Raw genomic sequence first — 25903 nt, forward strand, 5'->3', positions numbered from 1 at the left:
AGTTCCTTGAATGCCTACACTGAAAAAAATGAGCTTCATTTTTCCCTTATGCTACTGTAGCATAGACCATTTAACCATAGCAAGAAAGGCGGAACATCTATTGAAATCAGTGGGAATCGTTGTAGAGTACAACCCATTTCATTATGGACATGCCTATCATGTTCGTCAGGCGAAAAAACAAACCTCCTCAGATGTTGCCATTGCCGTCATGAGCGGTTCCTTCCTCCAGCGCGGAGAGCCTGCAATCGTCTCAAAATGGGCACGTACAAAAATGGCACTGCAAAACGGTGTAGACATTGTGTGTGAGCTTCCATACATATACGCTGTGCAAAAGGCAGAAACCTTTGCAAATGGCGCTGTGTCCATCCTAGACGCTTTAAAATGCCGCACTCTTTTTTTCGGAAGTGAGGATGGGGACATCAACGTATTTGAGCGCACAGCTCACGCTTGGCATGAGAAAAAGGCAGAGATTGACCTTTTAACAAAAGAGAAGGTCAAAGAAGGGCTTAGCTATCCGGCTGCTGCTGCCGCTGCGTTTCAAGAGGCCATTTACCTTGAGCACTTACTGGATTTGTCTAAACCGAATAATATTTTGGGCTTTCATTATGTAAAGGCCATCTTAGAACGATCCCCTCACATGCAGCCTTTTACCTCCGTGAGAATTGCATCTGATTATCATGATGAAGAACTTCCTGTCAATCAGAAAATCGCAAGTGCAACAAGTATTCGAAAAGCCTTAAAAGAGCACGGCTCATTTGAAGCGGTCACACCCTATCTCCCGGACGCTACTTTAAAGCAATTACACAACTATCATTCTTCATACGGTCTTTTACATACGCAAAAAGCCTATTTTAACTTCTTAAAACATGTCTTTCACACAATGGATACGGCTGAACTAGAAGACATCTATGAAATCGAAGAAGGCATCGAACACCGCATGCAAAAGGCGATCACACACGCGTCCTCCTATGAGGAATATCTATCACTTGTGAAAACAAAACGATATACGTGGACAAGGTTACAGCGAATGAATACCCACCTCTTAATGAGAGTGAAAAAAACCGCAATGCATGAGCTTCTGAAAGAGAAAAAAGCGCCCTATATTCGTTTACTTGGTATGTCCAAGAAAGGGCAGCAATACTTATCTCTTGTGAAAAAAGAATTGGACGTACCGCTTGTGAGCAAGCTGTCCTCCTTTTCACATCCCGCACTTGATCTTGACATTCGCGCTTCCCGCGTCTTCAGCCTTCCCATCTGTGAGCCAATGCAAACGGAACTAACGGAAGCAGAGTTTAAAACCTCTCCGATCCGATATGATGAAGAGACTGATCTCTTTCTCTCTCGATAAAAAAGAGCAGCCTTAATGAGGGCTGCTCTCAGATTGTTGACAAAGGGCTAAAATGATCTTTATTTTAGCCCTTTGTCTTCTTTTCAGCGTGATAGAAAACCTTTGCAGTCTAGGAAAGGGCGAGTACCGGAGCGGAGCGAATTTGAGATTCGTGAGCACCGGCACGCAGGACTGACACCGAATGCGAGGGTTTGTCTACACGCTGAGAGCAGCCTTATTGAGGACTGCTCTTTTTTATGATGCTTTCTCTTTTAATTTGTTTAAATAGTTCAGTGCATCTTGCATTGTATCTACAGGGACAATTTTCATATCACTTTTAATATCTTTCGCTGTTTTGACTGCATTTTGATAGTCTGAGTTTGGATCGCCTTTATCGTTTGGCGCAAAGAAAATGTCTTTTCCTGCTTTATCTGCTGCCACAACCTTTTGATCGATCCCACCAATTGGGCCGACCGTTCCATCGGCGTCAATCGTTCCAGTCCCCGCGATCGCATAGCCATGTGTTTCGTCTTCTTTTGTCAGCTGGTTATAAATTTCAAGCGACATCATTAAGCCTGCTGATGGACCGCCGATATTTTCAATATCTACTTTAATCGCAGGTGACACTTTCACATGACGGTCTGTAAACAATGACACACCTATTCCGACTCGTTTTGGCTCTTCTTTAAATGGTTTTAACGTCACTTGCTGTGTGATTTCTTTGCCGTTTCGTTCAAGGACAAAGCGGACAGATGTGCCTGCTTTTTTACTGCTGATATATGAAACCATTTTATCAGCTGAATCATAGGTCTTGCCATCAACGCTTTTGATCCGGTCGCCAACTTCAATCTTTCCGTAAGCGGGCATTCCTTTCATCACGTAGCTCGCATATACCCCGTTAAACGTATAATCTACTTTTTTCCCTGCTTTTGTATATGCTGCAATCATGGCATTTTCTTGAGAGCTTTTCATCAGCTGAAGCTGTCGTTTCATATAATCTTCATCCGATTCTCCGTCCGCTTTAATGTTTTCTTCCGGGACGATCTCGTCATACTTGTTCATTTTTGCAAGCAAATACGTATATGGGTTTGCTGGACCTACTTTAATGGTCATAAGGGAGAAGCTGCCCTTCTCGCCATATGCTCCGTCTACTTTAATGTGCGGAGCAATCTCTGTTGCATCGCCCGGCTTTGTCACGTAATACGGCAGTTTAACAAAGGTTAAGCCAAATAATACAAGAACAACCACAAAAAAGCTGAGCCAGCGAATATTCAATTTTTTCATTCGATTAACACTCCCATTTATCAATGACATCTTTTAGTTTCCCTTTTAGTTGGTCTGCGGCGAGCTCACCTGCTTCGATCATCTCTTGAACCTGTGTAAACGCACTAGAGCTATATGTTTCAAGCTTTGGCCGGATCATGAGGTCTGCATGAATGGTTTGATGACGAACCAATTCATTTTGAAGGATGTCCAAACTTTGCATAATCACATCCGATAATCTCGTCGCCTTTTCTGTTTTTTTCACCCTTGATACATCAGAGGCGATAATGAGATCTGCACCCATTTCTTTTAAAACAGAAACAGGAATACGATCAACAACCGCTCCATCTACTAATTGTCTACCGCCCATTTCGTGCGGAACAAACACACCTGGAATGCTAATGCTCGCTCTAACTGCTTGTGAGACAGACCCTTCTTTGAACACAACCTTCTCCCCTGTCTCGAGGTCACACGCGACAATCGCAAGAGGCATTCGCAATTCCTCGATTTTTTTCCCATATGTAAACGTGTGGATCAGCTGCAAAATTCGATTTCCTTTTAAAAGACCGATTTTTGGCAGTGTATAGTCAGCATAATACTTTCTTCTGAAGACAAGTGCAAGTTTTTTCATTTTTTCTACGTCTTGTCCTGCCGCATAAAAGCTCCCAACAAGTGCGCCAATACTGCTTCCAGCAATCATATCCACCTGAATTCCTTGTTTCTCAAGACTAGATAAAACTCCGATATGCGCCATTCCCCTAGCACCCCCAGAGCCTAGCGCAAGCCCGATGACCGGTCGCTTCATGAAAATCCACCCTCCTCTTTCTATGCATATATACGAATCTATAGGTCTAAACATGCCCCTTCTGCTCGTATAGTAATAGAAGACAGGCTCGGCTAGTTTTTCCTTTTTCTTTGATCACGAGCTCGCCAATAGATCATAACGGCAAGGGGCGAAATCTCCATGAAAAAATGGAACACTCTGTTCATCGCTGCTTTTTTTATCTTTTTAACAGCCACTGTGATTACACACCCACAAGCCTCTTTGCAAGCGTCGAAAAATGGACTTGCAATGTGGTGGGAGGTTGTATTTCCGTCATTGCTTCCTTTTTTTATTTTGTCCGAGCTATTAATTAGTTTCGGGATTGTCAGATTTGTCGGAGTGTTATTAGAGCCATTTATGCGCCCCATCTTTCGAGTACCTGGTGTAGGCGGATTTGTACTAGCTATGGGAATGGCCTCAGGCTTTCCTTCTGGCGCTAAATTAACGACAAGACTCAGGCAAGAAGGACAGCTGACGAGAATCGAAGCAGAGCGCCTTGTTTCATTTACAAATTCATCGAATCCATTGTTTATTTTCGGTGCGGTGGCTGTTGGTTTTTTTCATCACCCAGCTTTAGGGGTTGTTTTAGCCTGCGCACATTATTTAGGGAATCTCGCTGTTGGTGTGACGATGCGGGGGTATAAAGCGCGGCATGATGCGCATCTTAGAAGCCGGAAGGGATTTTTATTCCCACCGTTTAAAGAGGCATTCAGCGCCCTTCATACAGCCAGACTCGCAGAGAAAAGACCGCTCGGCCAAATTTTAAGCGATGCTGTCATGTCGTCAGTTCAAACACTCTTTATGATTGGTGGCTTTATTATCTTATTTTCTGTCTTTAGCAAAATGCTGTCAGTTGTTCATGTGACAGACCTGCTCTCTATAGGGATCAGATATATGCTGCAAACGATGCACCTTCCGCCAGAATTAGATCTAGCCATGATTGCCGGTTTATTTGAAATCACATTAGGAAGTCAGCTAACGGGGTCACAAGAGGTCACCCTGCTCGCTAAAACCATTGTCGTCAGCTTTATTTTAGGATTCAGCGGGTTCTCTGTTCAAGCCCAGGTCGCCGGCATTTTGGCAGCTACTGATATACGCTTTAAACCGTTTTTCTTCGCCCGTTTGCTCCACGGGATTTATGCAGCTGTCTTTGCCTTTTTATTATTCAAACCTCTTTATGTATCTCGATCAGACTTGGCTCTTCCAGCAGGAGCCTTTGAAGCAAGCGAGCAAGTCGTCATGTTTAGCAGTGTGCTCTGGAATCTGCTTGTGACAGCTGGCCCTTTGATCACTTTGTTCAGCCTAATCGTGTATATTGCTCTATATTACCAGAAACTAAAAAATGGATGAGTGCACGAGGCACTCATCCATTAAATTTTTCTTTCAGCGCTGCATCTACTTCTTTTGGAACAAGCTCTTTGACAGAGCCATGATACTTCGCTACTTCTTTGACAATGCTTGAGCTTAAGAAGGAGTATTGATTATTGGTCATCATGAAAAATGTTTCAATTTCATCATTTAAGACTTTGTTCATCGATGTGCCTTGCATCTCATATTCAAAGTCCGTCACGGCTCTTAGTCCACGCAAAATGACTTTTGCCCCTTTTTGTTTCGCATAATCAACAAGCAAGCCATGAAAGGATTCAACTTTGATATTTGGCAAATCCTTTGTCGCTTGCCTAATGAGCTCACACCGTTCTTCAACTGTAAACAACGGTTTTTTTGATGAGTTATTTAATACACATACATACACTTCATCAAAGATGTTTGCTCCTCTTTTAATAATATCCAAATGGCCCAATGTGACTGGATCAAAGCTACCCGGACAAACGGCTATGTTCCCCATGCTTTAATTTCCCCGCTTTCTATAGATCGTAATGCCAGTCATTCCGTACAGTTCCCGCCTTGATATGTGGAGCTGTCCAGCTTCTTCAGGCAGCGTAACGTCTTTATCATGCTCACATACAATCACGCCATCATCTGTTAATAAGGAGTGCTCATCAATCATTTCAAGAAGTGCCTTCAGCTTTTGATCCTTATACGGCGGATCAAGAAAGATAGCTTGAAAGGATTCCTCTCGTTTAACAACGGCTGCAAGAGCACGCTTTGCATCATTCCGAAATACTTCACTTTGATCCATTAGCGACAATTGATTCAGGTTTCCTTTAATCGTCTGAATCGCCTTCATATCTCGATCAACGAAAATGCAATGATCGAATCCTCTAGAGAGCGCTTCAATTCCTAAACCACCGCTTCCCGCAAATAAATCAAGGGCCCTCCCGCCATCAAAATACGGGCCTATCATATTAAAAATGGATTCTTTCACTTTATCTGTAGTTGGTCTTGTTGATTGACCTGGTACCGCTTTAAGCGTGCGGCCTTTTCTCGTTCCAGAGATGACTCTCATTTTCCCACCACTTTTTCTGCTTGCTTCTATTGCTCACTGTCTTATGACAAAAAATTCAACATTATCTTACCACATCCAATCCGCATGGGACAATGCGCGGATTTTCATTCATTTTCTATGTATAGATGACGGGAAGCGGGGTCATACTACTTGTAACAGCATCTGATGTGGTGCTGTTGCCAACCGCGGAGAAGACTTACGTTTCCCCATAAGTTCTTCCTCCGGTTTCTCCTCTCCCTTTGCCTTCTCCTTAATGAATCATTAAGAATAGAAGGACCCCGCGGGTGATGCCGCGGGGGTTTTTTTGTGTCTTTAAAAGCCCACCTTATAATCATATTCTTTCGCTTTGTCCAATTTGGATTCGTACTCTAATTTAATAAAAGGTTTATATGAGGGCTCAACACGTTTTACAAATGGCAATGAGTTCAGCTTTGCCATATGGCGCTCGAGATCATTCATATCACAATAAATCACTGCATATTTCATTTTCCTTGAAATATAGTGAACATTCCCAAATTTTCTTAGCGCTTTTGACTGCTTTAACGAATGCAGCCAAACGACCATCCCTTGACGTTTGGTTTCCATCTTTTCACCTGCCGCTTTTCAATTCTTCCATTCATTATGTAAAAGACGAGACGTTCAAGTCTCGTCAAGATACTTTACAGCCGCAGCTGCCTCCTGATCCACAGCCACCGCCGCATGATGATAGGCCATCAAAATATGGGTTCCCTGTTGGAACTTTAATATATGCTGATACAGCTTGACCAATTTCAATACTAATCTCATCTAAGATGGATTGAACCGCTGTTTCTGCTTTTTTGAAATCAACCACTGTATCGTGAAGATCTAGCTTTCTTTTGACCTCACGCATTTCCTTTGAGATCGTTCTATAGTCCGGATGGTATTTGCCGAACCGCTGCACATCCTCATATTGCTCTTTTACTTTTGTAAAATGGGCAATAATTTGCTGGGCTTCTTCGTCTTGCTGGAGACGCTTAAAGCAGTTGCGGTAATGTTCAGCCTCCTCCGACTGAAGAATCATGGCAGCCAATTGATTAGCTTCCTCTTGGAGCTCCACAGATTCGATTGTCGCATACATAAATGTTGCACCTCCAATTCATAGTTTACCACGAAACCTATGGATCAGAAAATGCTTTTACGTGACAAATACGTCCCACGTTTCTCTTTTTTGTTTATAATCTGGATGACGGGAATTCAGCACAACGGTCATTTTATGCTTTCCTTTTGAAAGGTGCTTGACCACAAACGCAGCAGTATACTCATTGCCCGCACGTTTCCCATCTACATATACTGTAAAATATCCCGCCTTCTCATCTTTATTTCCAAGTGAAGGCTCAAGATGGAAATCTCGAAGTGTACTTTCTATATAGACAGCCGTTCCCTGCACTTTGTATTTTAAAAAGCCTTGCTGCTTCATTTCACTTTGGGCTTGCTGCATCACTGGTACATCTGGTTCTTGCTTGACCACTTGCTCTTCTTCATGTTGACTTTGACACCCAGTGACAAGAAAAAGCAATGCGCATATTGACAGCATCCATTTCATCATCTGATTCTCCTTTCGTCTACTTTCATAGGATGCTCATGAATTAGACATCTTAATCAACTCAAAAAAGCCTCACCCGGCTCCATTTTGATTGCGCATTGCTTGGAACATTTGAATCATCATTTCAGCCATTTGGACACTATTGCTCAACTGACTCACACGATGAGGAATGGTTTTTTCGTAAAAGTTCATTTTATCTAATTCAAAGGAAGATAGTTTTTCAGGATGTCGAGTCAGCTGTCTGTACCAGAGAGGACGTTGTCTAATGAATTTGATTCGATCCTCTTCGGCCATGACAAACTCCTGTACTTCTTTCCGCACCAAAAGCATCCCCTTTCAATTAATCTTTCCTGAAGGAGAATGGGTGCTGACTGCCTCCAGATGAACCTTTTTTTGAGCCATTTGATGAAAATTGGCCGAGTAAGCTTTGTAAAGAGGAAATAGACTGGCTCATTTTGTTAATCTGTTCATTCATTTGATCAGCGTCCATTTTTTTCACAGCAGAAACCATTTTAGACATAAAATCTGCTTTTCCCGGTTCACTTGGCTTAGAGGCTTTTTCGTCTTTTGCTTCTTGAGATTGCGTTTGCCGGTAAGGAGACCACATCTCATCTTCCTCACCAAACATTACCCAATTCTCGTATAAACTTTGCCAGCTTTTTTCTTGCGTTTGCACTTCTTGAATTAACTTCGGATGGCGTCTGACGAATTGTTTAAATTCATCAATGGATGTTTGCTTTTGCTTGTTTGTCATATCCTCACCCCCCATACAAATGCCTACTATACTATATACACCAGCATCTGTTTTGGTGAGCCTCTTTTTTCATAAAAAAACAGCTGCGGTTGTGCAGCTGTTTTGTTTTAAGATGTTTTCTTGATGAAGTTTTGAGTATAGTATTTTTCTTTCACACCTACGCCAAGGTGTGTGTAATCTCCGTTTAATAGCGCCTTCCGGTGACCTTCGCTATTGAGCCAGCCTTCTACAGCTGCTGGTCCATCCACATAGTTATATGCAATGTTTTCACCTGCGAGCTGAAATGCCACCTCTCCTCTTTCTAATCGGTCTTTCAGCGTACCGTATTTTTTAGACTCATGGGAGAAATAATGATTTTCTTTCATGTCCTCACTATGCATGAATGCGACTTCGGAGGTTTCATCGTCCCACTTTAAGGTCGGCAGGTTGTACTTATGGCGAATAATATTGGTCATATCAAAAATTTGTTTTTGGCTGGAAGTCTCAATATCTTTCCATTTTTCGCCTGATATTGCTTCAGGTTCTATCAATTGACCTCGATAGACAACCTCATACGGCTTTTGTTTCACAAATGTATCTGCGTTAAAGGCCCTGATACTCGAAAGGGTGCTTTCAAACTTATCCATGTAAAGCTGGACATAGACATCATCTCCCACTTTCACGGTTGGCCGCGTATTCATATCATCTTCTGAGAATTCAAAGCGGTATGAATTTTGCTCATCCTCTACATGAATGTAAGGCGCAATTTGTGTTTTTTTAAACACTTCACTTGTGGCTTGACCGATTTTAAATGGTTCAACATTTAGCCCGTCTCCTGTTGCAAACAAAGTCACCACTTTACTATCCTTTACCCCTACTTGAATATAGTGCTTCTTCGATTGGTTGTATATCCACCAGTCATAATCATATGCGGAAGGATCAATGCGATCTGGTTCTCCCAGCTGTTTAAGCACTTCGTTTGAAGATTTCCCCATAAAGGACATGAGCCCCTTTTTTGGGATGTTGATCGGCTTATCGCTAGATGTTTCTTCATTAGACACCTTCGGTTCATTGCTGCTTTCTTTTTCCGGTGAAGATCCATATTGAATAAACAGAACGTACGTTCCAGATATAATCAGGAGGATGAAGAGTGTTTTGAGCACAGTTTTCAAATAAACACCTCCGTTAAATTGGCAAGGTACAAAAAGTACCTTCTACTGTCATTTAAACAAAACTTGCTCCATATTACAACGACAATACAGCCTATTTAACACGAATTTAAAATATGCCCCTGTTAATGAAGAAATCCTTGCCCGTGATCTTGATCTTGTTGAGAGATTTCAGTAAGTGCATCTCCCGCACGATCATTTGACAAATCTTCAACTGATAAATCTCCAAGAGCTACAATGCCCGTTAATGCTCCGCTTTTAACGACGGGAATGCGGCGGAGCTGGTGCTCTGACATTAACCGGACAATTTCTTCAAGCGTTGCATCTTCTTCGGCTGTTAGTACTTCCTTCGTCATGAGTGCGCCAACTTCCTGCGAGTTTGGCTTTTTCTCAGCAATGCCTCTGAGTACAAGGTCCCGGTCTGTCACAATTCCAACGAGCTGATCTCCGTCAACCACTGGAATGGCACCGATGTCAGCATCTTTCATTTTTACTGCCGCTTCATAAGCATTGTCGTCCTTTTGGCACGTCACTACTTTTTTTGTCATAATATCTTTGATTTTTTTCGTTTTCACGTTGATTCCTCCATCTATTATTTTCTTTATTACTGTAACCAGCTTATAAAAGAACATACCTTTCACAGTTGAAAGTTTAACGCTTTCATACTATGATTGTCAGTAAAGGGAATTTTTATAAGGAGGGGTTTTGGGTGAAGTTTGAAGGTACGGGGATTGAAAAGGTATCAGTTGACTTAAATAAATTGGATTTCATCATGGAAAGTGAAGGATTTGTACGAGCCGATCAATGGGATTATGAGCGAGTGACGTATGACAGGAAGTATAGCATGGTTGAAGGGACATTTTATTTACGGATCTATGGCTACGCTACTGAAGGAGATGTCGGTTCCAAAAAGGCACACATTCAGCTTCTGACACCTTTACTTGGAAAACATTATTATCCGCATGGTGTCGAATACGGCGAAGGTGAAGATTTCCCTAAATCTCTTATCCAATCAAGCAAACAAACGCTTAACCGACTGAAAGAAAAACTAGAATCAATGACTGCTGAAGCATAAAACAAAACACAGCCCATGCGGCTGTGTTTTAGCGTGTAGACAAACCCTCATATTTGGTGTCACTCCTGCGTGCCGGTGCTCACGAATGTCAAATTCGCTCCGGTACTCGTCCCTCCTAGACTTCAAGGGTTTTCATATCACGCTGAAAAGAAGACAAATCTAAAGCACAGCCTTGATGGCTGTGCTTTAGATTTATTCATATTTCGGAATGAGCGCATCTGGTACGGCATCTTTCGCTCTTTCTTTTCTTGCCCAATCAAAGAACACAACAGCAAGAATCGATCCGTAAACAATCTCCTGAATAATTTTCATCAAAATAGCGCCTAGCTGCTGATCCTCTAGCAGCGGCAAGGTGTGAAACATATCAGGGCCAGTTAGCGCAAGACCTGCGAGCATATCGCTTGGCACACATAGATGCAGAGCTTGTATCCACGCGCCGGCATCTGAATAGGTCGCATAGATCGGTGCATCACTAAACATGATGAGTGCGCAGGCAGGTGTCATCAATATACCGTCTGCCATGATGTAACCAAGCTTTAAAATGCCTGTGATCTGCGGCTGACTTTGGACTTTATGGACAAGCGGCCACCACATGAAAAAGGCAGCGATAAAAATGACAACCGTCATCAACGCATGATAAAACGGATCTGTTTTCACAAAATCAAACACAAGCGGGATGTGATAAAGCGAAAACAACCCGTTAAACCCAAGCAGAGCAATCAAAGGCTTGGAAAACAAACGGAAAATAGCCTGAATGCCTGGTGTTTGAAGTATTCGCTCCCAAATGGCCACAGGTAAACCTGTGATAAGGAGTGGCGGGATGACTAAATAGAGTACCGCCATTTGCGCCATATGTGCACTGAACATAATATGCCCCATTAAATCAATTGGGCTGCCTTTCACGGCATATAACAGAATAAGCCCAGTCAGAAATAGCGTTTTCTCTTTCACCGTCGCACGGTGCTTTCCCTTTGTAACGAGAAGTAGATAAAAAGCAGCTGCTATTACAATACATGTCAAATAATAGGGACTCCATAATGCCCGAAATCCGAATATCTCTAAGTTCTCCATTGCTGCGCCTCCTTCAAGGACAAAGCGGGCTTACCACCAAATAATGGTCAAAAAGGCTAAAACGGTAATAAACGCGACAAACACACCTGAGTAAAGAAACAACGCGGGTGTTTCATGCCCTTTTTGGTTCATGTGCATAAAATAATAAAGCTGAAAAGCCACCTGAATGCCTGCAAGCAGTAAAATAAATGGGACTGCGAACCAATTCCCGACATCTTCAGAGGCGATCGTTAAAAATGCAACAAATGTTAATCCAATCATCAAGCCGAAAGAAATGAGCTGATGCTTCATTTCTTCGGCATTTTTCTTTTTACGGTATACAAGATCGACTTTGGACTGATTTGTGTTTTTATTTCCCATTCTTATCCCACCATTCCCATTAAATATACAACGGTAAAGATGAAGACCCACACAACATCAATGAAGTGCCAATAAAGACTTGCGACATAATATTTTGGTGCATTATATAAATCCAGTCCGCGTCTCATATTTCGAATCATAAGAGCGGTAATCCAGCAAAGTCCAAATGCAACGTGAGCTCCGTGGGTTCCTACAAGTGTATAAAAGGAAGAGCCAAGAGCAGAGCTGGTAATCGTAAATTCATACTCATGCACATAGTGATAAAACTCATAAATTTCAACCCCTAAAAATCCAGCACCTAATAAAACGGTCACTCCGAGCCATAGCTGCATTTTTTTAAAGTTAAAGTTTTTCATATGATACATTGCATACACACTCGTTAAACTGCTCGTTAACAGGAGCATCGTGGCAACAAAGACAATTGTGATGTCAAACATATCAGTTGTTTTTGCTCCACCTGCATTTGAGTTTTTCAGCGCCAAGTAAGTGGCAAACAAAGATGCAAACAGAACAGTTTCTCCCCCAAGAAACAACCAGAACCCGACGAACTTATTCTTTCCTTCTAATGTGGCTTTCTCAGGCGAAGCCGGAAAGGTTTCCGCTGTCATTTTTTGTGGTTCCATTATGCTTTCACCCCTTTATCATCGTCATCGGTCAAATCTTCTTTGTGAATATGATATCCATGATCATCTTTAAGAGACCTGACCAGCATGGTCGCAAACGTTATGCCAAGACCAATGAAAATCACCGGAAGACCCCAGCTGTGCTCTTGACGATACATGAATCCAAACGCTGACACAAATAGACCGAATGAGATAATGACAGGTAAGATGGAATTATTCGGCATGTGAATATCATCGAGCGGTTCAGATGCTGTCATTCCTTTTTTACCATCCATTTTTTCAATCCATAATGGATCAAGTCCTCTTACAAGTGGAAGCTGTTTAAAGTTATATTCTGGCGGAGGTGAAGACACTGCCCATTCAAGCGTTCTTCCATCTCCCCAAGGATCGCCCGATACACGCTCCCCTTTTGCTGTTGTCCAGATGACGTTAATCAACATGATGACAACTGCTACAAACATAAAGAAAGCACCTATTGTACTAATCAAGTTTCCAAGCTCAAGGCCCTGACCTGGCAGGAACGTAAAGACACGGCGCGGCATGCCCCATAACCCCAAGAAATGCTGGATAAAGAAGGTTAAATGGAAACCGATAAAAAAGAGCACAAAGCTAATTTTCCCAAGCTTCTCATTAAGTATTTTTCCAAACATTTTAGGCCACCAGTAATGCACACCTGCTAAAATTCCGAATACCACACCACCGATAATCACGTAGTGGAAATGCGCCACAACAAAGTACGTATCATGGAACTGATAATCAGCTGCAGCGGCTGCAAGCATGACCCCGGTTACCCCGCCAAGTAAGAATGACGGAATGAATGCAACAGAATACAGCATCGGTGTCGTAAACTTCACGTTACCGCCCCATATGGTGAGCAGCCAGTTAAATACTTTAATCCCTGTTGGCACCGCAATCGCCATAGTGGCTACGGCAAAGATCGCATTTGCAATAGGTCCTAGCCCTGTTGTGAACATGTGATGCGCCCACACCATGAACCCTAGGAAACCAATCAATACAGTGGCGAACACCATGGACGAGTAGCCGAACAATCTTTTTCTTGCAAACACTGGAATGATCTCAGAGAAAATTCCGAATGCTGGCAGGATCAAGATATATACTTCCGGGTGTCCGAAAATCCAGAACAAATGCTCCCAGATGATCGTATTCCCTCCAAGCTCTGGATTGAAAAAGCTCGTATCAAACATTCTATCAAGCATCAGCATCGCAAGCCCTGCTGTGAGCGGCGGGAATGCGAATAAAATGAGTGCAGATGCGACAAATGTCGTCCAAGTGAAGAGCGGCATTCTCATGTACGTCATACCAGGCGCTCTCATATTAATGATCGTCACAAGAAAGTTGATACCGGCAATCAGCGTACCAATTCCCGCTATCTGCAAACCTAAAATATAGAAATCCATGCCATGCCCTTCTGAATTCAGCGTGAGCGAAGCGTATGCAGTCCAGCCCGCATCAGGTGATCCGCCTAAGAACCAGCCAAGGTTTAAGAAAATCCCTCCGAAAAAGAATAGCCAAAAACCAAGTGAATTCACAAACGGAAATGCTACGTCACGTGCACCAATTTGAATTGGTACAACCGCATTCATTAATGCAAATAAAAGCGGCATTGCTGCAAGGAAAATCATTGTCGTTCCATGCATCGTCATGATTTCATTGTAAACCCCTGCACCCACAAAATCATTTTCAGGGATGGCTAGCTGAATACGGATAAACATCGCTTCTAGGCCGCCAACCAAAAAGAAAAATCCCCCTGCCACTAAATATAGTACGGCAATTTTTTTGTGGTCAACCGTCGTCAAGTAATCCCATAAGACAGCGCCAAACCCCCGCTTTTTAGCTATTGTACTCACCATGAAATCCCCCTCTTATCTCCCATTTGCCCCTTTTCATATAGATGTCTATCTTAACGATCTTTTAAACAGACTGTGTCTGACAGATGACTACTTCTCGGTTGTAGAGACATATTCGGGAGCTCTTAACAAAAACTTCAATAAGATCACATACCTATTTGAACATAGGCTCTAAAAATCACTCTATTTTAAGACCTTTTAAATACTCGTAGAGTGCATCTGCTTCTGAGTCATTTAATTTAGGATACGTCCCTGTCATCTTATTACCTGGTTTAAAGCTCTCTGGATCTTTCAGCCATGCTTTCACATTTTCTTTGTTCATGTCTTTAATTCCAGCTACTTTCGTTCGCTCTCCGAACGTCGCAAGGTTTGGAGCAGTCCTTGCCGCTTCAGGCCGTTCGTCCCCAGGCTCTACTGCGTGACAGCTCAAACAGTTTTTCTCTTTAAATAGTTTTTCACCCTCTAAGGCTAGGTCTGACGTGGATGTAGGCTTCTTGTAATCTGCCATTTTTTTGGTCCACCCTAAAAACTCATCTTGAGAAAGCGTTTTAACTTTAAAGTCCATTAAAGCATGTGATGGACCACAAAGCTCCGCACATTTCCCGTAGAAATATTCTCCAGCATCTTTCGTTCGTTTCGAATCAAATTGCAAATAAAATTTGTTCTCATTGTCTGTATTTGTATCGATTTTACCGCCAGCTGATGGAACCCAGAAAGAGTGTTTGACATCGGATGCTTTCAGCTTAAAGTACACCTTTTGATCTGTCGGTACAATTAATTCCTGACTTGTGACAATCCCATAATCAGGGTATTCAAATTCCCACCAATATAAGCTGGCTCTTACATTTACAACAAGTGTCTTTTCAGGATCTCGTTTTTTCTTATCCATAGCGCTTGTATCCCCTAGCTCAAGCGTATATGCCACAACAGGTACAACGAGAATAATGAGTAGAAGAATTGGGATCGCTGTCCACGTAATTTCTAGGTTACGGTTCCCTTCCACCTGTTTTGGAATCGTATCTTCTCCCACTTTAGAACGTTTAAATTTAATGATGACGTAAAAGAAAATGATCGATACAACAATGACGACAAGAACCATAATAAGTGTACTCAGTACCGTCAGGAAAAACTGTTTATCTGCTACTTCCCCGACTGGCTTGAGTGTTGATAAGTATGGTTCACCACAGCCCGCCAAAACGAGCGTCAGTAAGAGAAACAGTGAATAAACACGCCATTTTCTTATCATAATTTGTCCCAACCCCTTTTGCTTGATCTCCTTTGCCTTTCGCTTTTTACCTCTTATTTATAAAATCACCTTTCACTCATCAATAACCCCCGCCCCTTATAAAAGCACTTACATTTCCTCTTTTCATAAAAAAATGATGTTTTTACTCAAAATACCATCTATGTATAAACAGAAAGCCGCCTAAATAGAACTGAATATCAGGCGGCTTTCATAGTTGTAAGAAAATGTTGTGTTATAAGATATAGCCATTGTTTTGATGTGATCAAAGTGTATTTCACTCTAGAATAGTGTAATAATAATCATCGCAACGAAAAAGATGGTTAAGTAGTTTAATGAATAAACGAACATCAGTGTAGACCACTTCATGACGTCTTTCATTTTAAAGCCCATAAGGCCAATGACGAGCCATCCAATGTTTAGCAATGTACCAAGTGCAACAATCGGCCATCCTAATCCACCTAAGAAAAACGGAAGTGGAAGAAGACATGCTGTCCAAATAATAATTTGGCGTTTTGTGACTTCAAAGCCGTAGACAACTGGCAGCATCGGAATGCCTGCCTTGCGGTAATCTTCCGTTTTCTTAATCGCAAGTGACAGGAAGTGTGGGATTTGCCAAATGAACATAATCATAAACAAAACCCAAGCCGTTGTGTCAATTGTACCTGTGACAGCTGTCCAGCCGATTAATGGCGGAACCGCCCCAGATACACTTCCGATGACAGTATTGATGGTGTAATGGCGTTTAGACCACATGGTGTAAAGAACCGCATAAGTAAAGACTCCAATAAATCCAATCACTGCTGATGTAATGGTTGTCATCAGAAGCATAATGAGTCCAAGTACAACAAGCAAAATGCCAAATGCATACGCTTGCCCCGGCTGAATTTTACCTGTAACCGTCGGTCTTGTTTTTGTTCTTTCCATTAATATATCAATATCACGGTCAAACGCATTATTAATGGCGCATGAACCGGCAATAATGAGAGAAGAACCAATCATTGTTAACAGCACAATATCAAGATTCCCAAGAAAACTCATATCTGTAAAATAAAAAGCAAGCCACATTCCAGTAAATGTTGTAATGAAGTTGGAATTGACGATGCCCATTTTAATAAGAGCAAGAAAATCTTTCCAAGCTGTTGTTTCTTCTATTTGTCCATGAATAGCTGCTTCCGCGGCTGTTTTGGAATTTGCCAATGTGTATAACCTCCCTTGCCCAAACCTTGAAACTAACAAATGAAACGTAAAATCGTTACAACTCTATCATACAAGATAAAGAGCTGTAAAAAAACATCCTATTAAATAATAAACGACAAACTTGAAGTTATTTGTGAACTTTTCGTGAATTTATATAGGATATATATGTGTGTTTCAGAAGGCGGTGCAAAATGAAATATTCTCTCCTCTATTTCTATCAGACTGTCAAAGAAAGATCAAGCACTCTAAATCTGTAAACTTTGTGAACTGACATATCATTTTTTTGTGAACTTTGGTGATTATGAATTGCAACAGAACACGCATTTGACTTAAACTTGAGAGCATGTGAGGTTTTCATTTGTATCAGAAGTTTTTTAGAGAAGGTGAAATAATTTGATGAAATTTGCTTTAAGGCTATTGAGCGTTGTCACAACGTTTGTGATGCTGATCGTTCTGATTGGTGGTGCGCTTGTTACAAAAACCGGCTCGGGTCTTGGCTGCGGTAGACAGTGGCCCCTTTGCCACGGTCGTTTCTTTCCTGAAATGAATCCTGCTTCCATCATTGAATGGAGTCACCGCATGTCAACAGGGGTTTCCACTATTCTTGTACTAGCACTGGCGATCTTATGCTGGAAAAAGATTAGTCCAGTATTCCGTGAAACCAAATTCTTGGTCATCATGTCCATTATATTCTTACTGCTCCAAGCGCTGTTAGGGGCACTCGCCGTTGTGTTTGGTTCTAATGCACTTGTGATGGCACTGCACTTCGGTATTTCACTGATTTCTTTTGCTTCAATCTTACTGCTTGCCCTTCTTGTATTTGAGGCAACTAGATCTGAAACAAAGCTTGTGAAGCCCCTTCATATCGGAAAAAGAATGCAGTTCCATATTTATGGCTTGATCACATATACGTATATCGTGGTGTATACGGGTGCTTATGTAAGACATACAAAATCGAGCCTTGCTTGCTCTGTCTTTCCATTTTGTTCAAAAGACGGCGCACTTCCGACTTATTTTAATCAGTGGGTTCAAATGTCTCACCGAGCAGCAGCACTTCTTTTATTCGTATGGATATTTATCGCCATGATCCATGCCATTAAACATTATAAAGATCAGAAGCAGTTGTATTATGGATGGATCATTTCAGCCATTCTGATTACACTTCAAGCAATTTCAGGTGTGATGTCTGTTTATTCTCACCTTGCACTTGGTTATGCGCTTGCTCATTCATTCTTTATTTCTTGTTTGTTTGGGGTACTATGCTACTTCTGCTTACTCATTGCCCGGTATAAATATGAAAGTAAAGAGCCATTTAGATAAAAGTTTGTATCCCCCTTCCATGTGGAAAGGGGATTTCTTTTATTGTTGTTTTGCTTTTTCAAATAGCGAAATGGCTTGTTTGCGTCTTTCTTGATGATCGACTGTCGGCAGTGGATAGGCATCACCTAGCACACATCCAGATTTTATTTGTTCATCTATCGGCATTTTACTTGGTTCATGAACCCATTTTTCATCGACATGTTTTAGTTCAGGTACATATCTTCTGATAAATTCCCCAGTTGGATCAAATCGCTTCGATTGGGTCGTTGGATTAAATATACGAAAGTAAGGAACAGCATCCGTTCCGACAGAGGCTGCCCACTGAAATCCCCCGATATTTGAAGACTCATCATAGTCCACGAGTTTTTTCTCAAAATACGCTTCGCCTTTTCTCCAATCAATCAAGTAATCCTTTGTTAAAAATGAAGCAGTCACCATTCGCAAGCGGTTATGCATCCAGCCTTCTTCATTTAATTGCCTCATCCCTGCATCAACGAGCGGAAAGCCTGTTTCACCTTTACACCAAGCTTCAAAAAGAGTCTCATCTTCATTCCATTTCACCCCTTGAAATGAAGAATTGATTTCCTTTTCTTTCATCTCTGGATAGTGCGCAAAAATCATATGATAAAAATCACGCCACGCCAGCTCTTTCACAAAGGTTTCCCGGCCCTCGTCTTCATAAAGTGCTTCCTCGTTTACAGCATGAAAGATCGTCCGAATAGAAATGGTGCCTGTTTTTAAAAACCGCGACAGCTTACTCGTTCCAAAAACAGACGGAATATCCCTTTTCTCATGATAATGTGTCAGTCTTTTTTGGATAAAGGTGTTTAGCGTGTTCATCGCTTTGTCTGAACCAATTTGATCAAATTTCCTTGAGCATCCCTTGATGATGCTTCTTAGTTTGTCATCCCCTTTTTGAGAAAGTGACTCATCACAAATCGTATGCTCGCTACTGAAAAAAGATTTGTCAACTTTTATCACAGGCTGCTTCTCTTTCTTTCGCCATGATTGATAGTATGGGGTGAACACTTGATAATGAGACCCATCCGCTTTTAAAATATCTCTCGCCCCATGAAGGTGTGTATCTTGCCACTTTGATACATGAATGCCCTTTCCTTCTAAAAAATCGCTTACTCGATGATCACGTGTTTGACCGATTCCAACTTGGTCTTCATTAAAAAAGAAGGCTTTTATGTCATAAACATCGATGACCTGCTGAAAGGCGGACAAGACATCATCATGGAAAAGGTGAACATACACTTGAGATTCTCTCGCTTCCTTGACAAAATGAGCCAAGCTTTGAAAGAAGTGTTCGTGGTTTAAATCAAGCTCCATTTCTGTAAAAAAAGGATCTACATGATAAAAAGCAAATAATTTGTATTCGTGTTTTTTTGCATATGTGATCGCTTTTGATAAGGCGATATGATCATCCAATCGCATATCTCGGCGAAACCAAATCACGACGATTTCCAACTTTCTTCACCTCATTCTATAGTGTAATCACTCTTTCAGGCCGCTGCACATTTTAATGCGCTCAAAAAAGACACATCGCTATGGATGTGTCTCACTCATTATTCAGGCTTTAATACAATCAGCAGATCACCGGTTTGAATTGGCTCTCCATTCGTCACATGAATTTCATCTATAACCGCAGAGAATGGTGCTTGAACGGTCGTTTCCATTTTCATGGCTTCATTGATCATCAGGTGCTCACCTTGCGAGATTTTCTGCCCTTTTTCAACAAGCACTTTGATTACGGTGCCTGGCATCGATGCGGCAATGTGATTTGGATTCGAGCGATCCGCCTTCATTTTTTCTTGAACGGAGGATTTGATGCTTTCATCCTTAATCACCACTTCACGCGGCTGACCATTTAGCTCAAAGTAAATGACTCTTGTGGCATTTGGATTCGGTTCTCCAATTGACACGAGTTTGACAATGAGGGTTTTTCCTTTTTCAATTTCCACCTCAATCTCTTCACCTAGTCTCATCCCATAGAAGAACGTTGGTGTGTCAAGAACAGAGATATCACCATAGCTTTCTGCTGTTTGAACGAATTCAGAAAAGACTTTCGGATATAAGGCATATGCAATCGCATCTTGTTCTGTCAACGACAGGTCATGTGATTCTTTGAATTGCTTTTTAATTTCTTCAAAGTCCACTGGCTTCAGCTTCTCACCTGGTCTGACAGTCAGCGGCTCTTCCCCTTTTAAAATCAGCTTTTGCAGTTTTTCTGGGAATCCGCCATGCGGCTGACCTAAATAGCCTTTAAATAATTCAACAACAGAATCCGGGAAGTCCAGTGTTGCGCCTTTTTCATAGACATCCTCTTCTGTTAGATCATTTTGCACCATATAAAGTGCCATATCTCCGACCACTTTAGAGGATGGTGTAACCTTCACAATATCACCAAACATGTCATTTACACGTCTGTACATTTCCTTTACTTCATTCCAGCGCTCGCCAAGGCCTACACCTTTCGCCTGCTGCTGCAAGTTACTATACTGACCGCCAGGCATTTCATGCTCATAAATTTCTGTATGCGGCGAATTCATGCCACTTTCGAACTCATGATAGTATTTTCTGACGGAATCCCAGTATTGAGAAAGACGTTCTACAGCTTTGACGTTCATTTCTGGCTTTCTTTCATGTCCATCTAAAGCATAGTATAACGAGCTCGCACTTGGCTGCGATGTGAGCCCCGCCATAGAGCTAACGGCAACATCAACAATATCAACACCTGCATCGATCGCTCTTGCATAGGTGAACAGTCCGTTTCCACTCGTATCATGTGTATGAAGATGGATTGGGATGGTCAGTTCATCTTTTAAAGCAGATACAAGCTCGTAAGCTGCCTGAGGCTTTAATAATCCCGCCATATCTTTAATGCCTAAAATATGAGCACCTGCCGATTCAAGTTCCTTCGCAAGAGAGACATAGTATTTAAGGTCATATTTCGGACGAGATGGATCAAGAATATCCCCCGTATAACAAATGGCTGCCTCAGCCACTTTGCCTGATTCACGAACAGAATCTATGGCAAGCGTCATGCCTTTGACCCAGTTTAAGCTATCAAAAATGCGGAACACATCAATGCCTGCCTCAGCCGATTCCTTTACAAATGCTTTAATTACATTATCTGCATAGTTTGTATATCCGACAGCGTTTGATGATCTTAAAAGCATTTGGAACAAGGTGTTCGGAACTTCTTGACGAAGCTCTTTCAGTCTTTCCCAAGGATCTTCTTTTAAGAAACGATACGCAACATCAAATGTAGCGCCGCCCCACATTTCCATACTGAATAGCTCTGGCCATAACCCTGCTGTTGGCTGGGCAATTTTCTTCAAGTCATGTGTTCTAAAACGTGTTGCAAGCAGAGACTGATGGGCATCTCTAAAGGTTGTATCTGTTAAAAGAACGTTGCTTTGTTCTTTTACCCAATTGGCGAGTCCCTCAGGTCCATGCGTATCTAACAATTGTTTTGTCCCAGACGGAACCTCTTCATGGACTGGAAGCTTCGGTACATTTGGTCTATCAAATTGAGGCTTCTTTTTCTCCGCAATACCAGGGAACCCATTAATGGTCACGTTACCAATATAAGTCAACATTTTCGTTCCACGGTCTTTTTGTTTTGGGAAATTAAATAGCTCTGGCGATGAATCGATAAACGACGTATCGTATTCCCCTTTTAGAAACTTCTCATGCTTTGCCACGTTTTCAAGAAATGGGATATTCGTTTTAATGCCGCGAATCCTGAATTCTTGTAAATTACGGACCATTTTAGCAGCAGCCTGATCAAATGTGAGCGCCCATGTGGACAGCTTGACCAATAATGAATCGTAATAAGATGTAATGACTGCACCTTGGAAGCTGTTCCCAGCATCTAAACGTACACCAAATCCCCCACCTGAACGGTAGGCCATAATTTTTCCAGTGTCCGGCATAAAGTTATTCAAAGGATCCTCTGTCGTGACCCTTGATTGAATGGCAAATCCATGTGTGAAGATATCTTCTTGCTTTGGTATTCCGACTTCATCGCTATGGAGATCATGACCCTTTGCGACAAGAATTTGGGTTTGTACGATATCGACACCTGTGATCATTTCTGTGATCGTATGTTCCACCTGTACCCTAGGATTGACTTCAATAAAATAAAACTCACCATTTGCCACTAGGAATTCTACAGTCCCAGCGTTAATATACGACACATTTCGAGCCAGCTTAACAGCCGCTTCGCAGATGTCTTCACGTAATTGATCTGTAAGAGATACACTTGGTGCAACTTCAATGACTTTTTGATGACGCCTTTGGACAGAGCAGTCACGCTCATATAAATGAATGATATTGCCGTGATTGTCACCAATCACCTGCACTTCAATATGTTTCGGATTTTCAATTAGTTTCTCAACGTATACTTCGTCATTTCCAAAAGCAGCTTTTGCCTCTGACTTTGCACGGTCATAGCCTTCATTCAGCTCCTCTTTTGATCTGACAATCCGCATACCTCGGCCGCCGCCGCCAAGTGAAGCTTTAATAATAAACGGGTAACCGTATTCTTCACCGAATTTTTCGACTTCTTTGACCGAATCAACTGGCCCGTCACTTCCTGGAATGACTGGAATTCCAGCTTTTTTCGCTTCATCTCTCGCCTTTACTTTATCTCCAAACATATCTAAATGCTGAGAAGTTGGACCGATGAATTGAATGCCTTCCTCTTCGCATCGTCTTGCAAAATGAATGTTTTCGGATAAAAATCCGTACCCTGGATGAATCGCATCCACGTCATTTCGTTTTGCAATTTCGATGATCCCCTCGATATCAAGGTAGGCATCAATCGGTTTTTTCCCTTCTCCAACTAGATATGCTTCATCTGCTTTATAGCGATGATAAGAGCCCGAGTCTTCTTTGGAGTAAATGGCCACTGTACGTAAATTAAGCTCTGTACAGGCCCTGAAGACTCTGATAGCAATTTCCCCTCTGTTTGCAACTAGAACCTTTTGAATTGTTCTCTGTGACATTCTCACTCCTCCATATCCCTTAAAATTTTATATGTACTCTATAATAAAGGAAGAAATGAAAACTGTACACTTTTGTTTTCTAAAGATTCAAAGTTTTCTGCAATCCATTTTTTTGAAGTGATGGTTTGCTGATTGATTTTTTCTTTTTATAACGCTCTTTATATTCAGTGAACATGCTGATATTCAGCAGTATTCCCATACATCCGCTTAATAAAATGATGGACGATCCCCCGTAGCTGATAAATGGAAGTGTCACCCCAGTGATTGGAATAAGACCTGAAACACCACCCAAATTAATACATGTTTGGATCGCAATCATCGAAGAAATTCCTATTGCAAGCAAACTTCCAAACGGATCCTCACACTTTCTCGCAATATAAAAACCTTTTACGACGATGAAGCCAAGTAGAGCTAGAACAAAAAATACACCGAAAAAGCCAAGCTCTTCCGAGATGATCGCCATGATAAAATCTGTATGCGGCTCTGGAAGATACCCATACTTTTGGACACTCTCTCCAAGCCCAAGTCCAAAAAAGCCACCTGATCCAATCGCATAATATGAATTAATCAATTGATGCCCAGTGGCGCCTGCATCTTTAAATGGGTCTTGGAAACTCTCAAAACGTCCGAGACGATTTTGCGTGAAAATTTTATCCCAAAACAGCATAATAAACGGTGTCACGACGACCATCACTGCACTAAATAGCGCTAACAGCTTCGCAAGCGTTTTACCGCTAAAGCCTGAGCATAAAATCATCGCAAGGGCAATCATGCCGATGATAAAGGCTGTCCCATAATCTGGCTGCAAAATAATGAAGCCACATAAGATGGAGACAATCACGATTGGAGGTGTGACCCCTCTTAAAATATGATCAATATAGTGCTGCTTTTTTGCATACACAGCAGCAAGATAGATGATGACGACAATCTTCACAAATTCTGCTGGCTGAAGACTAAAAGGTCCTATTTTGATCCAGCTTCTAGCATTCCCTGCAATGTGACCGCCAAAGTACACGTAGATGAGTGAAACAACAGAAAGCAGCAGCATACCGATCTGGAATTTTTTATTTGAAAACAGCTGATATGGAGCCAGAGCTGTAAAGATCAAGATGACCGCCCCAACAATCATAAATAAAAGCTGTTTCTTAAAAAAATTATCTGGCGCGGCATCATATCTGATGACAGATGTAATCATACTTGAGCTATACACCATCACCAAACCGAATGCGCTAATTAATATAATGGCGAACAATAATGAGTAGTCATACGATTTTAGCATTCTCTTTAACATATAATCCTCTTCCTAACGTCTGTTTCTTCTGCTCGATATCCTCTTAGCTGTTCTTATTCTACTACATTTTCTCCGTTTGATCCCGTTTTACCTCTTTTATATTGTTCGTCATTCATGAAAGAATCAAGTCCGTTTGTTCTCAAACAATCAAAAGAAAATGGAGGACAAAAAAACTCAAACTTATGTTGTGGAAGTTTGAGTTTTCGATCATTATTTTTTTGTGAACGCATCATGAAGTGCGGAAAGCTCTCTCTCAAGTTTATCGAGTAGTTTCTTGCCTTCATGTTGATCAACTAATCCAAGTCGGACAGCAAAATCAATTTCTCTCGATAATCCGAACATTTGAGTATCTAAAACCTCTTCATAAAGAGGACATTGCGGCATCGTTAAGTTGTCCATTTGCACTTGGATCAATTTTAAAATTTTATCTGCATCCAATTTTAATAAAGACAGTGCTTTTTGCCGATGATCGACTAAAATTTCTGACGCCAAAAGTATCCCTCCGTTCCCCAGGCGAGTACCTAATTCTTCTATTTATCATAAAGCGAAACGCCCAAAATTGCAAGCAGATTTGTACAGTTCGCTCTGTAAAAATAAAAAGAAGACATGAGTTGTTAAAAGATACTCATTTCATATTTTTCACTCATGAGCTCAAGCAGCTTAATTCCAGCAATACTATTCCCTTTCTCATCCAGCGCAGGCCCGAAAATGCCAATCCCAAAATCATATGGCGCTGCTCCCATGATCCCGCCGGAGACACCGCTTTTGGCGGGAATCCCGATATTAATGGCAAATTCTCCGCTTGCATTGTACATTCCGCAAGTCACCATAAAGGTTTTACAAATTCTAGCGACATCTTTTGAAAGGATTTGCTTCCCCGTCTCTGGATGCCTGCCGTCTAATGAAAAAACACAAGCGATTTTCGCCAAATCCAAGCTGTTCATCATGATGGCACATTGTTTCGTATAAACATCCATGACCTCTTCTACATTCCCTCTAATAATATGATATTGCTTCATGTAATAGCACATGGCGCGGTTAATCATCGATGTCTCAAATTCGGAAGCAGCTGTTTCTTTACAGTATGTAATGCTTGTGTCATTTGCAAGCTCTCTAATAAATGCGAGCAATCGATTGAGCTGATCTTGCGGGGTCCTGCCTTTTATTAAGCTTGTGACTGCGAGCGCTCCTGCGTTAATCATTGGGTTCAACGGCTTATTCGGGCTTGCTGTTTCAAGTTTAATCATCGAATTAAATGGATCGCCTGTCGGTTCCTGCCCAACAAATTGAAATACTTTTTTTGGCCCTTCTTCTGAGAGCACGAGCGCAAGTGCTAATACTTTTGAAATACTTTGAAGGGTAAACCTTTTATCTACATCCCCTGCCGAGTGACATGTGTTACTCACATGATATACAGCCACAGATAAATCCGTCTGATCCGCTTTACCGAGAGCAGGAATATAGGATGCTACTTTGCCATATTTGGCGACTTTTTTTGCTTCTTCTACAAATCGCTGAAGCTCTTCATTGTCACGACATGCCATGCCC

General features: G+C 41.6%; 26 protein-coding genes. 4 read left to right on the forward strand and 22 right to left on the reverse strand.

Annotated elements, in window-relative coordinates:
* Window positions 1-100 precede the first annotated feature (100 nt).
* Complete coding sequence (locus C6W18_RS10585; protein WP_105927543.1) at window positions 101-1348, forward strand: nucleotidyltransferase; 1248 nt, start codon at window positions 101-103, stop codon at window positions 1346-1348.
* A 234-nt stretch (window positions 1349-1582) separates the two neighbouring features.
* Here the strand turns inward: C6W18_RS10585 and C6W18_RS10590 are convergent, their stop codons facing one another.
* Both C6W18_RS10590 and C6W18_RS10595 read right to left on the reverse strand, forming a co-directional pair.
* Window positions 1583-2611 carry a SepM family pheromone-processing serine protease gene (locus C6W18_RS10590; RefSeq protein WP_105927544.1) on the reverse strand — a complete coding sequence of 343 codons (1029 nt, stop codon included), beginning with the start codon at window positions 2609-2611 and terminating at the stop codon, window positions 1583-1585.
* Between the two features lie 4 nt (window positions 2612-2615).
* Entirely contained in the window at window positions 2616-3395 is a 780-nt protein-coding gene (locus C6W18_RS10595) for a patatin-like phospholipase family protein (RefSeq protein WP_105927545.1), read from the reverse strand.
* Window positions 3396-3554: 159 nt separating this feature from the next.
* Here C6W18_RS10595 and ylbJ point away from each other — a divergent pair, with 159 nt between their 5' ends.
* The gene (gene ylbJ, locus C6W18_RS10600) at window positions 3555-4763 is read left to right on the forward strand and encodes a sporulation integral membrane protein YlbJ (RefSeq protein WP_105927546.1); all 1209 of its coding nucleotides are present in this window, start codon (window positions 3555-3557) and stop codon (window positions 4761-4763) included.
* 13 nt (window positions 4764-4776) lie between these two features.
* Here the strand turns inward: ylbJ and coaD are convergent, their stop codons facing one another.
* The 9 genes from coaD to C6W18_RS10645 form a co-directional block, all read right to left on the reverse strand.
* Window positions 4777-5259, reverse strand: a complete 483-nt coding sequence (gene coaD, locus C6W18_RS10605) for a pantetheine-phosphate adenylyltransferase (protein WP_034318030.1) — start codon at window positions 5257-5259, stop codon at window positions 4777-4779.
* A 3-nt stretch (window positions 5260-5262) separates the two neighbouring features.
* On the reverse strand, window positions 5263-5850 hold the full coding sequence (gene rsmD, locus C6W18_RS10610; protein ID WP_262982646.1) for a 16S rRNA (guanine(966)-N(2))-methyltransferase RsmD: 588 nt from the start codon (window positions 5848-5850) through the stop codon (window positions 5263-5265).
* Window positions 5851-6132: 282 nt separating this feature from the next.
* Window positions 6133-6405 carry a YlbG family protein gene (locus tag C6W18_RS10615; RefSeq protein ID WP_034318036.1) on the reverse strand — a complete coding sequence of 91 codons (273 nt, stop codon included), beginning with the start codon at window positions 6403-6405 and terminating at the stop codon, window positions 6133-6135.
* A 64-nt stretch (window positions 6406-6469) separates the two neighbouring features.
* Entirely contained in the window at window positions 6470-6919 is a 450-nt protein-coding gene (ricF, locus tag C6W18_RS10620) for a regulatory iron-sulfur-containing complex subunit RicF (RefSeq protein WP_034318038.1), read from the reverse strand.
* Window positions 6920-6976: 57 nt separating this feature from the next.
* A complete protein-coding gene (locus C6W18_RS10625) occupies window positions 6977-7384 on the reverse strand; it encodes a hypothetical protein (RefSeq protein WP_034318041.1) in 408 nt (135 codons plus the stop codon).
* 72 nt (window positions 7385-7456) lie between these two features.
* On the reverse strand, window positions 7457-7705 hold the full coding sequence (locus C6W18_RS10630; protein WP_034318044.1) for a YlbE-like family protein: 249 nt from the start codon (window positions 7703-7705) through the stop codon (window positions 7457-7459).
* A 19-nt stretch (window positions 7706-7724) separates the two neighbouring features.
* Window positions 7725-8138 (reverse strand): YlbD family protein, encoded by a 414-nt coding sequence (locus tag C6W18_RS10635; protein ID WP_105927547.1) that lies wholly within the window; start codon window positions 8136-8138, stop codon window positions 7725-7727.
* 107 nt (window positions 8139-8245) lie between these two features.
* Complete coding sequence (locus C6W18_RS10640; protein WP_034318049.1) at window positions 8246-9289, reverse strand: CAP domain-containing protein; 1044 nt, start codon at window positions 9287-9289, stop codon at window positions 8246-8248.
* A gap of 122 nt (window positions 9290-9411) precedes the next feature.
* Window positions 9412-9834, reverse strand: a complete 423-nt coding sequence (locus C6W18_RS10645) for a CBS domain-containing protein (RefSeq protein ID WP_034318137.1) — start codon at window positions 9832-9834, stop codon at window positions 9412-9414.
* 161 nt (window positions 9835-9995) lie between these two features.
* On the opposite strand from C6W18_RS10645, the gene C6W18_RS10650 reads away from it, so the two are divergent.
* Window positions 9996-10361: a YugN family protein gene (locus tag C6W18_RS10650; RefSeq protein ID WP_034318051.1), complete on the forward strand. Its 366-nt coding sequence runs from the start codon at window positions 9996-9998 to the stop codon at window positions 10359-10361.
* Window positions 10362-10553: 192 nt separating this feature from the next.
* Here C6W18_RS10650 and ctaG read toward each other — a convergent pair whose 3' ends face one another.
* From ctaG to cyoE, 6 genes are all read right to left on the reverse strand, one after another.
* Window positions 10554-11432 (reverse strand): cytochrome c oxidase assembly factor CtaG, encoded by an 879-nt coding sequence (gene ctaG / locus C6W18_RS10655; RefSeq protein WP_105927548.1) that lies wholly within the window; start codon window positions 11430-11432, stop codon window positions 10554-10556.
* Between the two features lie 30 nt (window positions 11433-11462).
* Window positions 11463-11792, reverse strand: coding sequence for a cytochrome c oxidase subunit IVB (gene ctaF, locus C6W18_RS10660; protein ID WP_024426910.1), 330 nt, complete (start codon window positions 11790-11792; stop codon window positions 11463-11465).
* 2 nt (window positions 11793-11794) lie between these two features.
* Window positions 11795-12415 (reverse strand): cytochrome c oxidase subunit III, encoded by a 621-nt coding sequence (ctaE, locus tag C6W18_RS10665; RefSeq protein WP_373465679.1) that lies wholly within the window; start codon window positions 12413-12415, stop codon window positions 11795-11797.
* Window positions 12415-14286 carry a cytochrome c oxidase subunit I gene (gene ctaD, locus C6W18_RS10670; protein WP_034318059.1) on the reverse strand — a complete coding sequence of 624 codons (1872 nt, stop codon included), beginning with the start codon at window positions 14284-14286 and terminating at the stop codon, window positions 12415-12417. The genes ctaE and ctaD overlap by 1 nt, the downstream gene beginning before the upstream one ends.
* A gap of 175 nt (window positions 14287-14461) precedes the next feature.
* Entirely contained in the window at window positions 14462-15529 is a 1068-nt protein-coding gene (gene coxB / locus C6W18_RS10675) for a cytochrome c oxidase subunit II (RefSeq protein WP_034318061.1), read from the reverse strand.
* A 279-nt stretch (window positions 15530-15808) separates the two neighbouring features.
* Entirely contained in the window at window positions 15809-16726 is a 918-nt protein-coding gene (cyoE, locus tag C6W18_RS10680; protein ID WP_034318063.1) for a heme o synthase, read from the reverse strand.
* Between the two features lie 396 nt (window positions 16727-17122).
* Here cyoE and C6W18_RS10685 point away from each other — a divergent pair, with 396 nt between their 5' ends.
* On the forward strand, window positions 17123-18046 hold the full coding sequence (locus C6W18_RS10685; protein ID WP_034318066.1) for a COX15/CtaA family protein: 924 nt from the start codon (window positions 17123-17125) through the stop codon (window positions 18044-18046).
* A gap of 39 nt (window positions 18047-18085) precedes the next feature.
* Here the strand turns inward: C6W18_RS10685 and C6W18_RS10690 are convergent, their stop codons facing one another.
* From C6W18_RS10690 to glsA, 5 genes are all read right to left on the reverse strand, one after another.
* Complete coding sequence (locus tag C6W18_RS10690; RefSeq protein WP_105927550.1) at window positions 18086-19519, reverse strand: cryptochrome/photolyase family protein; 1434 nt, start codon at window positions 19517-19519, stop codon at window positions 18086-18088.
* Between the two features lie 98 nt (window positions 19520-19617).
* Window positions 19618-23064: a pyruvate carboxylase gene (gene pyc, locus C6W18_RS10695; RefSeq protein ID WP_105927551.1), complete on the reverse strand. Its 3447-nt coding sequence runs from the start codon at window positions 23062-23064 to the stop codon at window positions 19618-19620.
* A 79-nt stretch (window positions 23065-23143) separates the two neighbouring features.
* A complete protein-coding gene (ftsW, locus tag C6W18_RS10700; protein ID WP_034318075.1) occupies window positions 23144-24355 on the reverse strand; it encodes a putative lipid II flippase FtsW in 1212 nt (403 codons plus the stop codon).
* Between the two features lie 210 nt (window positions 24356-24565).
* A complete protein-coding gene (locus C6W18_RS10705; protein ID WP_034318078.1) occupies window positions 24566-24847 on the reverse strand; it encodes an Fpa/YlaN family protein in 282 nt (93 codons plus the stop codon).
* A gap of 122 nt (window positions 24848-24969) precedes the next feature.
* On the reverse strand, window positions 24970-25899 hold the full coding sequence (glsA, locus tag C6W18_RS10710; protein WP_034318080.1) for a glutaminase A: 930 nt from the start codon (window positions 25897-25899) through the stop codon (window positions 24970-24972).
* Window positions 25900-25903: the final 4 nt, after the last annotated feature.

It is taken from the genome of Bacillus sp. LLTC93 (assembly GCF_002993125.1).
GTDB classification, from domain to species: domain Bacteria; phylum Bacillota; class Bacilli; order Bacillales; family Bacillaceae; genus Bacillus; species Bacillus zhangzhouensis.

Bases quoted from the DNA above. Each gene is read 5' to 3' on its own strand.
- C6W18_RS10590 (WP_105927544.1), bottom strand. From the start codon at position 2,611: ATGAAAAAATTGAATATTCGCTGGCTCAGCTTTTTTGTGGTTGTTCTT.
- C6W18_RS10595 (WP_105927545.1), bottom strand. From the start codon at position 3,395: ATGAAGCGACCGGTCATCGGGCTTGCGCTAGGCTCTGGGGGTGCTAGG.
- ylbJ (WP_105927546.1), top strand. From the start codon at position 3,555: ATGAAAAAATGGAACACTCTGTTCATCGCTGCTTTTTTTATCTTTTTA.
- coaD (WP_034318030.1), bottom strand. From the start codon at position 5,259: ATGGGGAACATAGCCGTTTGTCCGGGTAGCTTTGATCCAGTCACATTG.
- C6W18_RS10615 (WP_034318036.1), bottom strand. From the start codon at position 6,405: ATGGAAACCAAACGTCAAGGGATGGTCGTTTGGCTGCATTCGTTAAAG.
- ricF (WP_034318038.1), bottom strand. From the start codon at position 6,919: ATGTATGCGACAATCGAATCTGTGGAGCTCCAAGAGGAAGCTAATCAA.
- C6W18_RS10625 (WP_034318041.1), bottom strand. From the start codon at position 7,384: ATGAAATGGATGCTGTCAATATGCGCATTGCTTTTTCTTGTCACTGGG.
- C6W18_RS10635 (WP_105927547.1), bottom strand. From the start codon at position 8,138: ATGACAAACAAGCAAAAGCAAACATCCATTGATGAATTTAAACAATTC.
- C6W18_RS10645 (WP_034318137.1), bottom strand. From the start codon at position 9,834: ATGACAAAAAAAGTAGTGACGTGCCAAAAGGACGACAATGCTTATGAA.
- ctaG (WP_105927548.1), bottom strand. From the start codon at position 11,432: ATGGAGAACTTAGAGATATTCGGATTTCGGGCATTATGGAGTCCCTAT.
- ctaF (WP_024426910.1), bottom strand. From the start codon at position 11,792: ATGGGAAATAAAAACACAAATCAGTCCAAAGTCGATCTTGTATACCGT.
- ctaE (WP_373465679.1), bottom strand. From the start codon at position 12,415: ATGGAACCACAAAAAATGACAGCGGAAACCTTTCCGGCTTCGCCTGAG.
- ctaD (WP_034318059.1), bottom strand. From the start codon at position 14,286: ATGGTGAGTACAATAGCTAAAAAGCGGGGGTTTGGCGCTGTCTTATGG.
- coxB (WP_034318061.1), bottom strand. From the start codon at position 15,529: ATGATAAGAAAATGGCGTGTTTATTCACTGTTTCTCTTACTGACGCTC.
- C6W18_RS10685 (WP_034318066.1), top strand. From the start codon at position 17,123: ATGAAATTTGCTTTAAGGCTATTGAGCGTTGTCACAACGTTTGTGATG.
- pyc (WP_105927551.1), bottom strand. From the start codon at position 23,064: ATGTCACAGAGAACAATTCAAAAGGTTCTAGTTGCAAACAGAGGGGAA.
- ftsW (WP_034318075.1), bottom strand. From the start codon at position 24,355: ATGTTAAAGAGAATGCTAAAATCGTATGACTACTCATTATTGTTCGCC.
- glsA (WP_034318080.1), bottom strand. From the start codon at position 25,899: ATGGCATGTCGTGACAATGAAGAGCTTCAGCGATTTGTAGAAGAAGCA.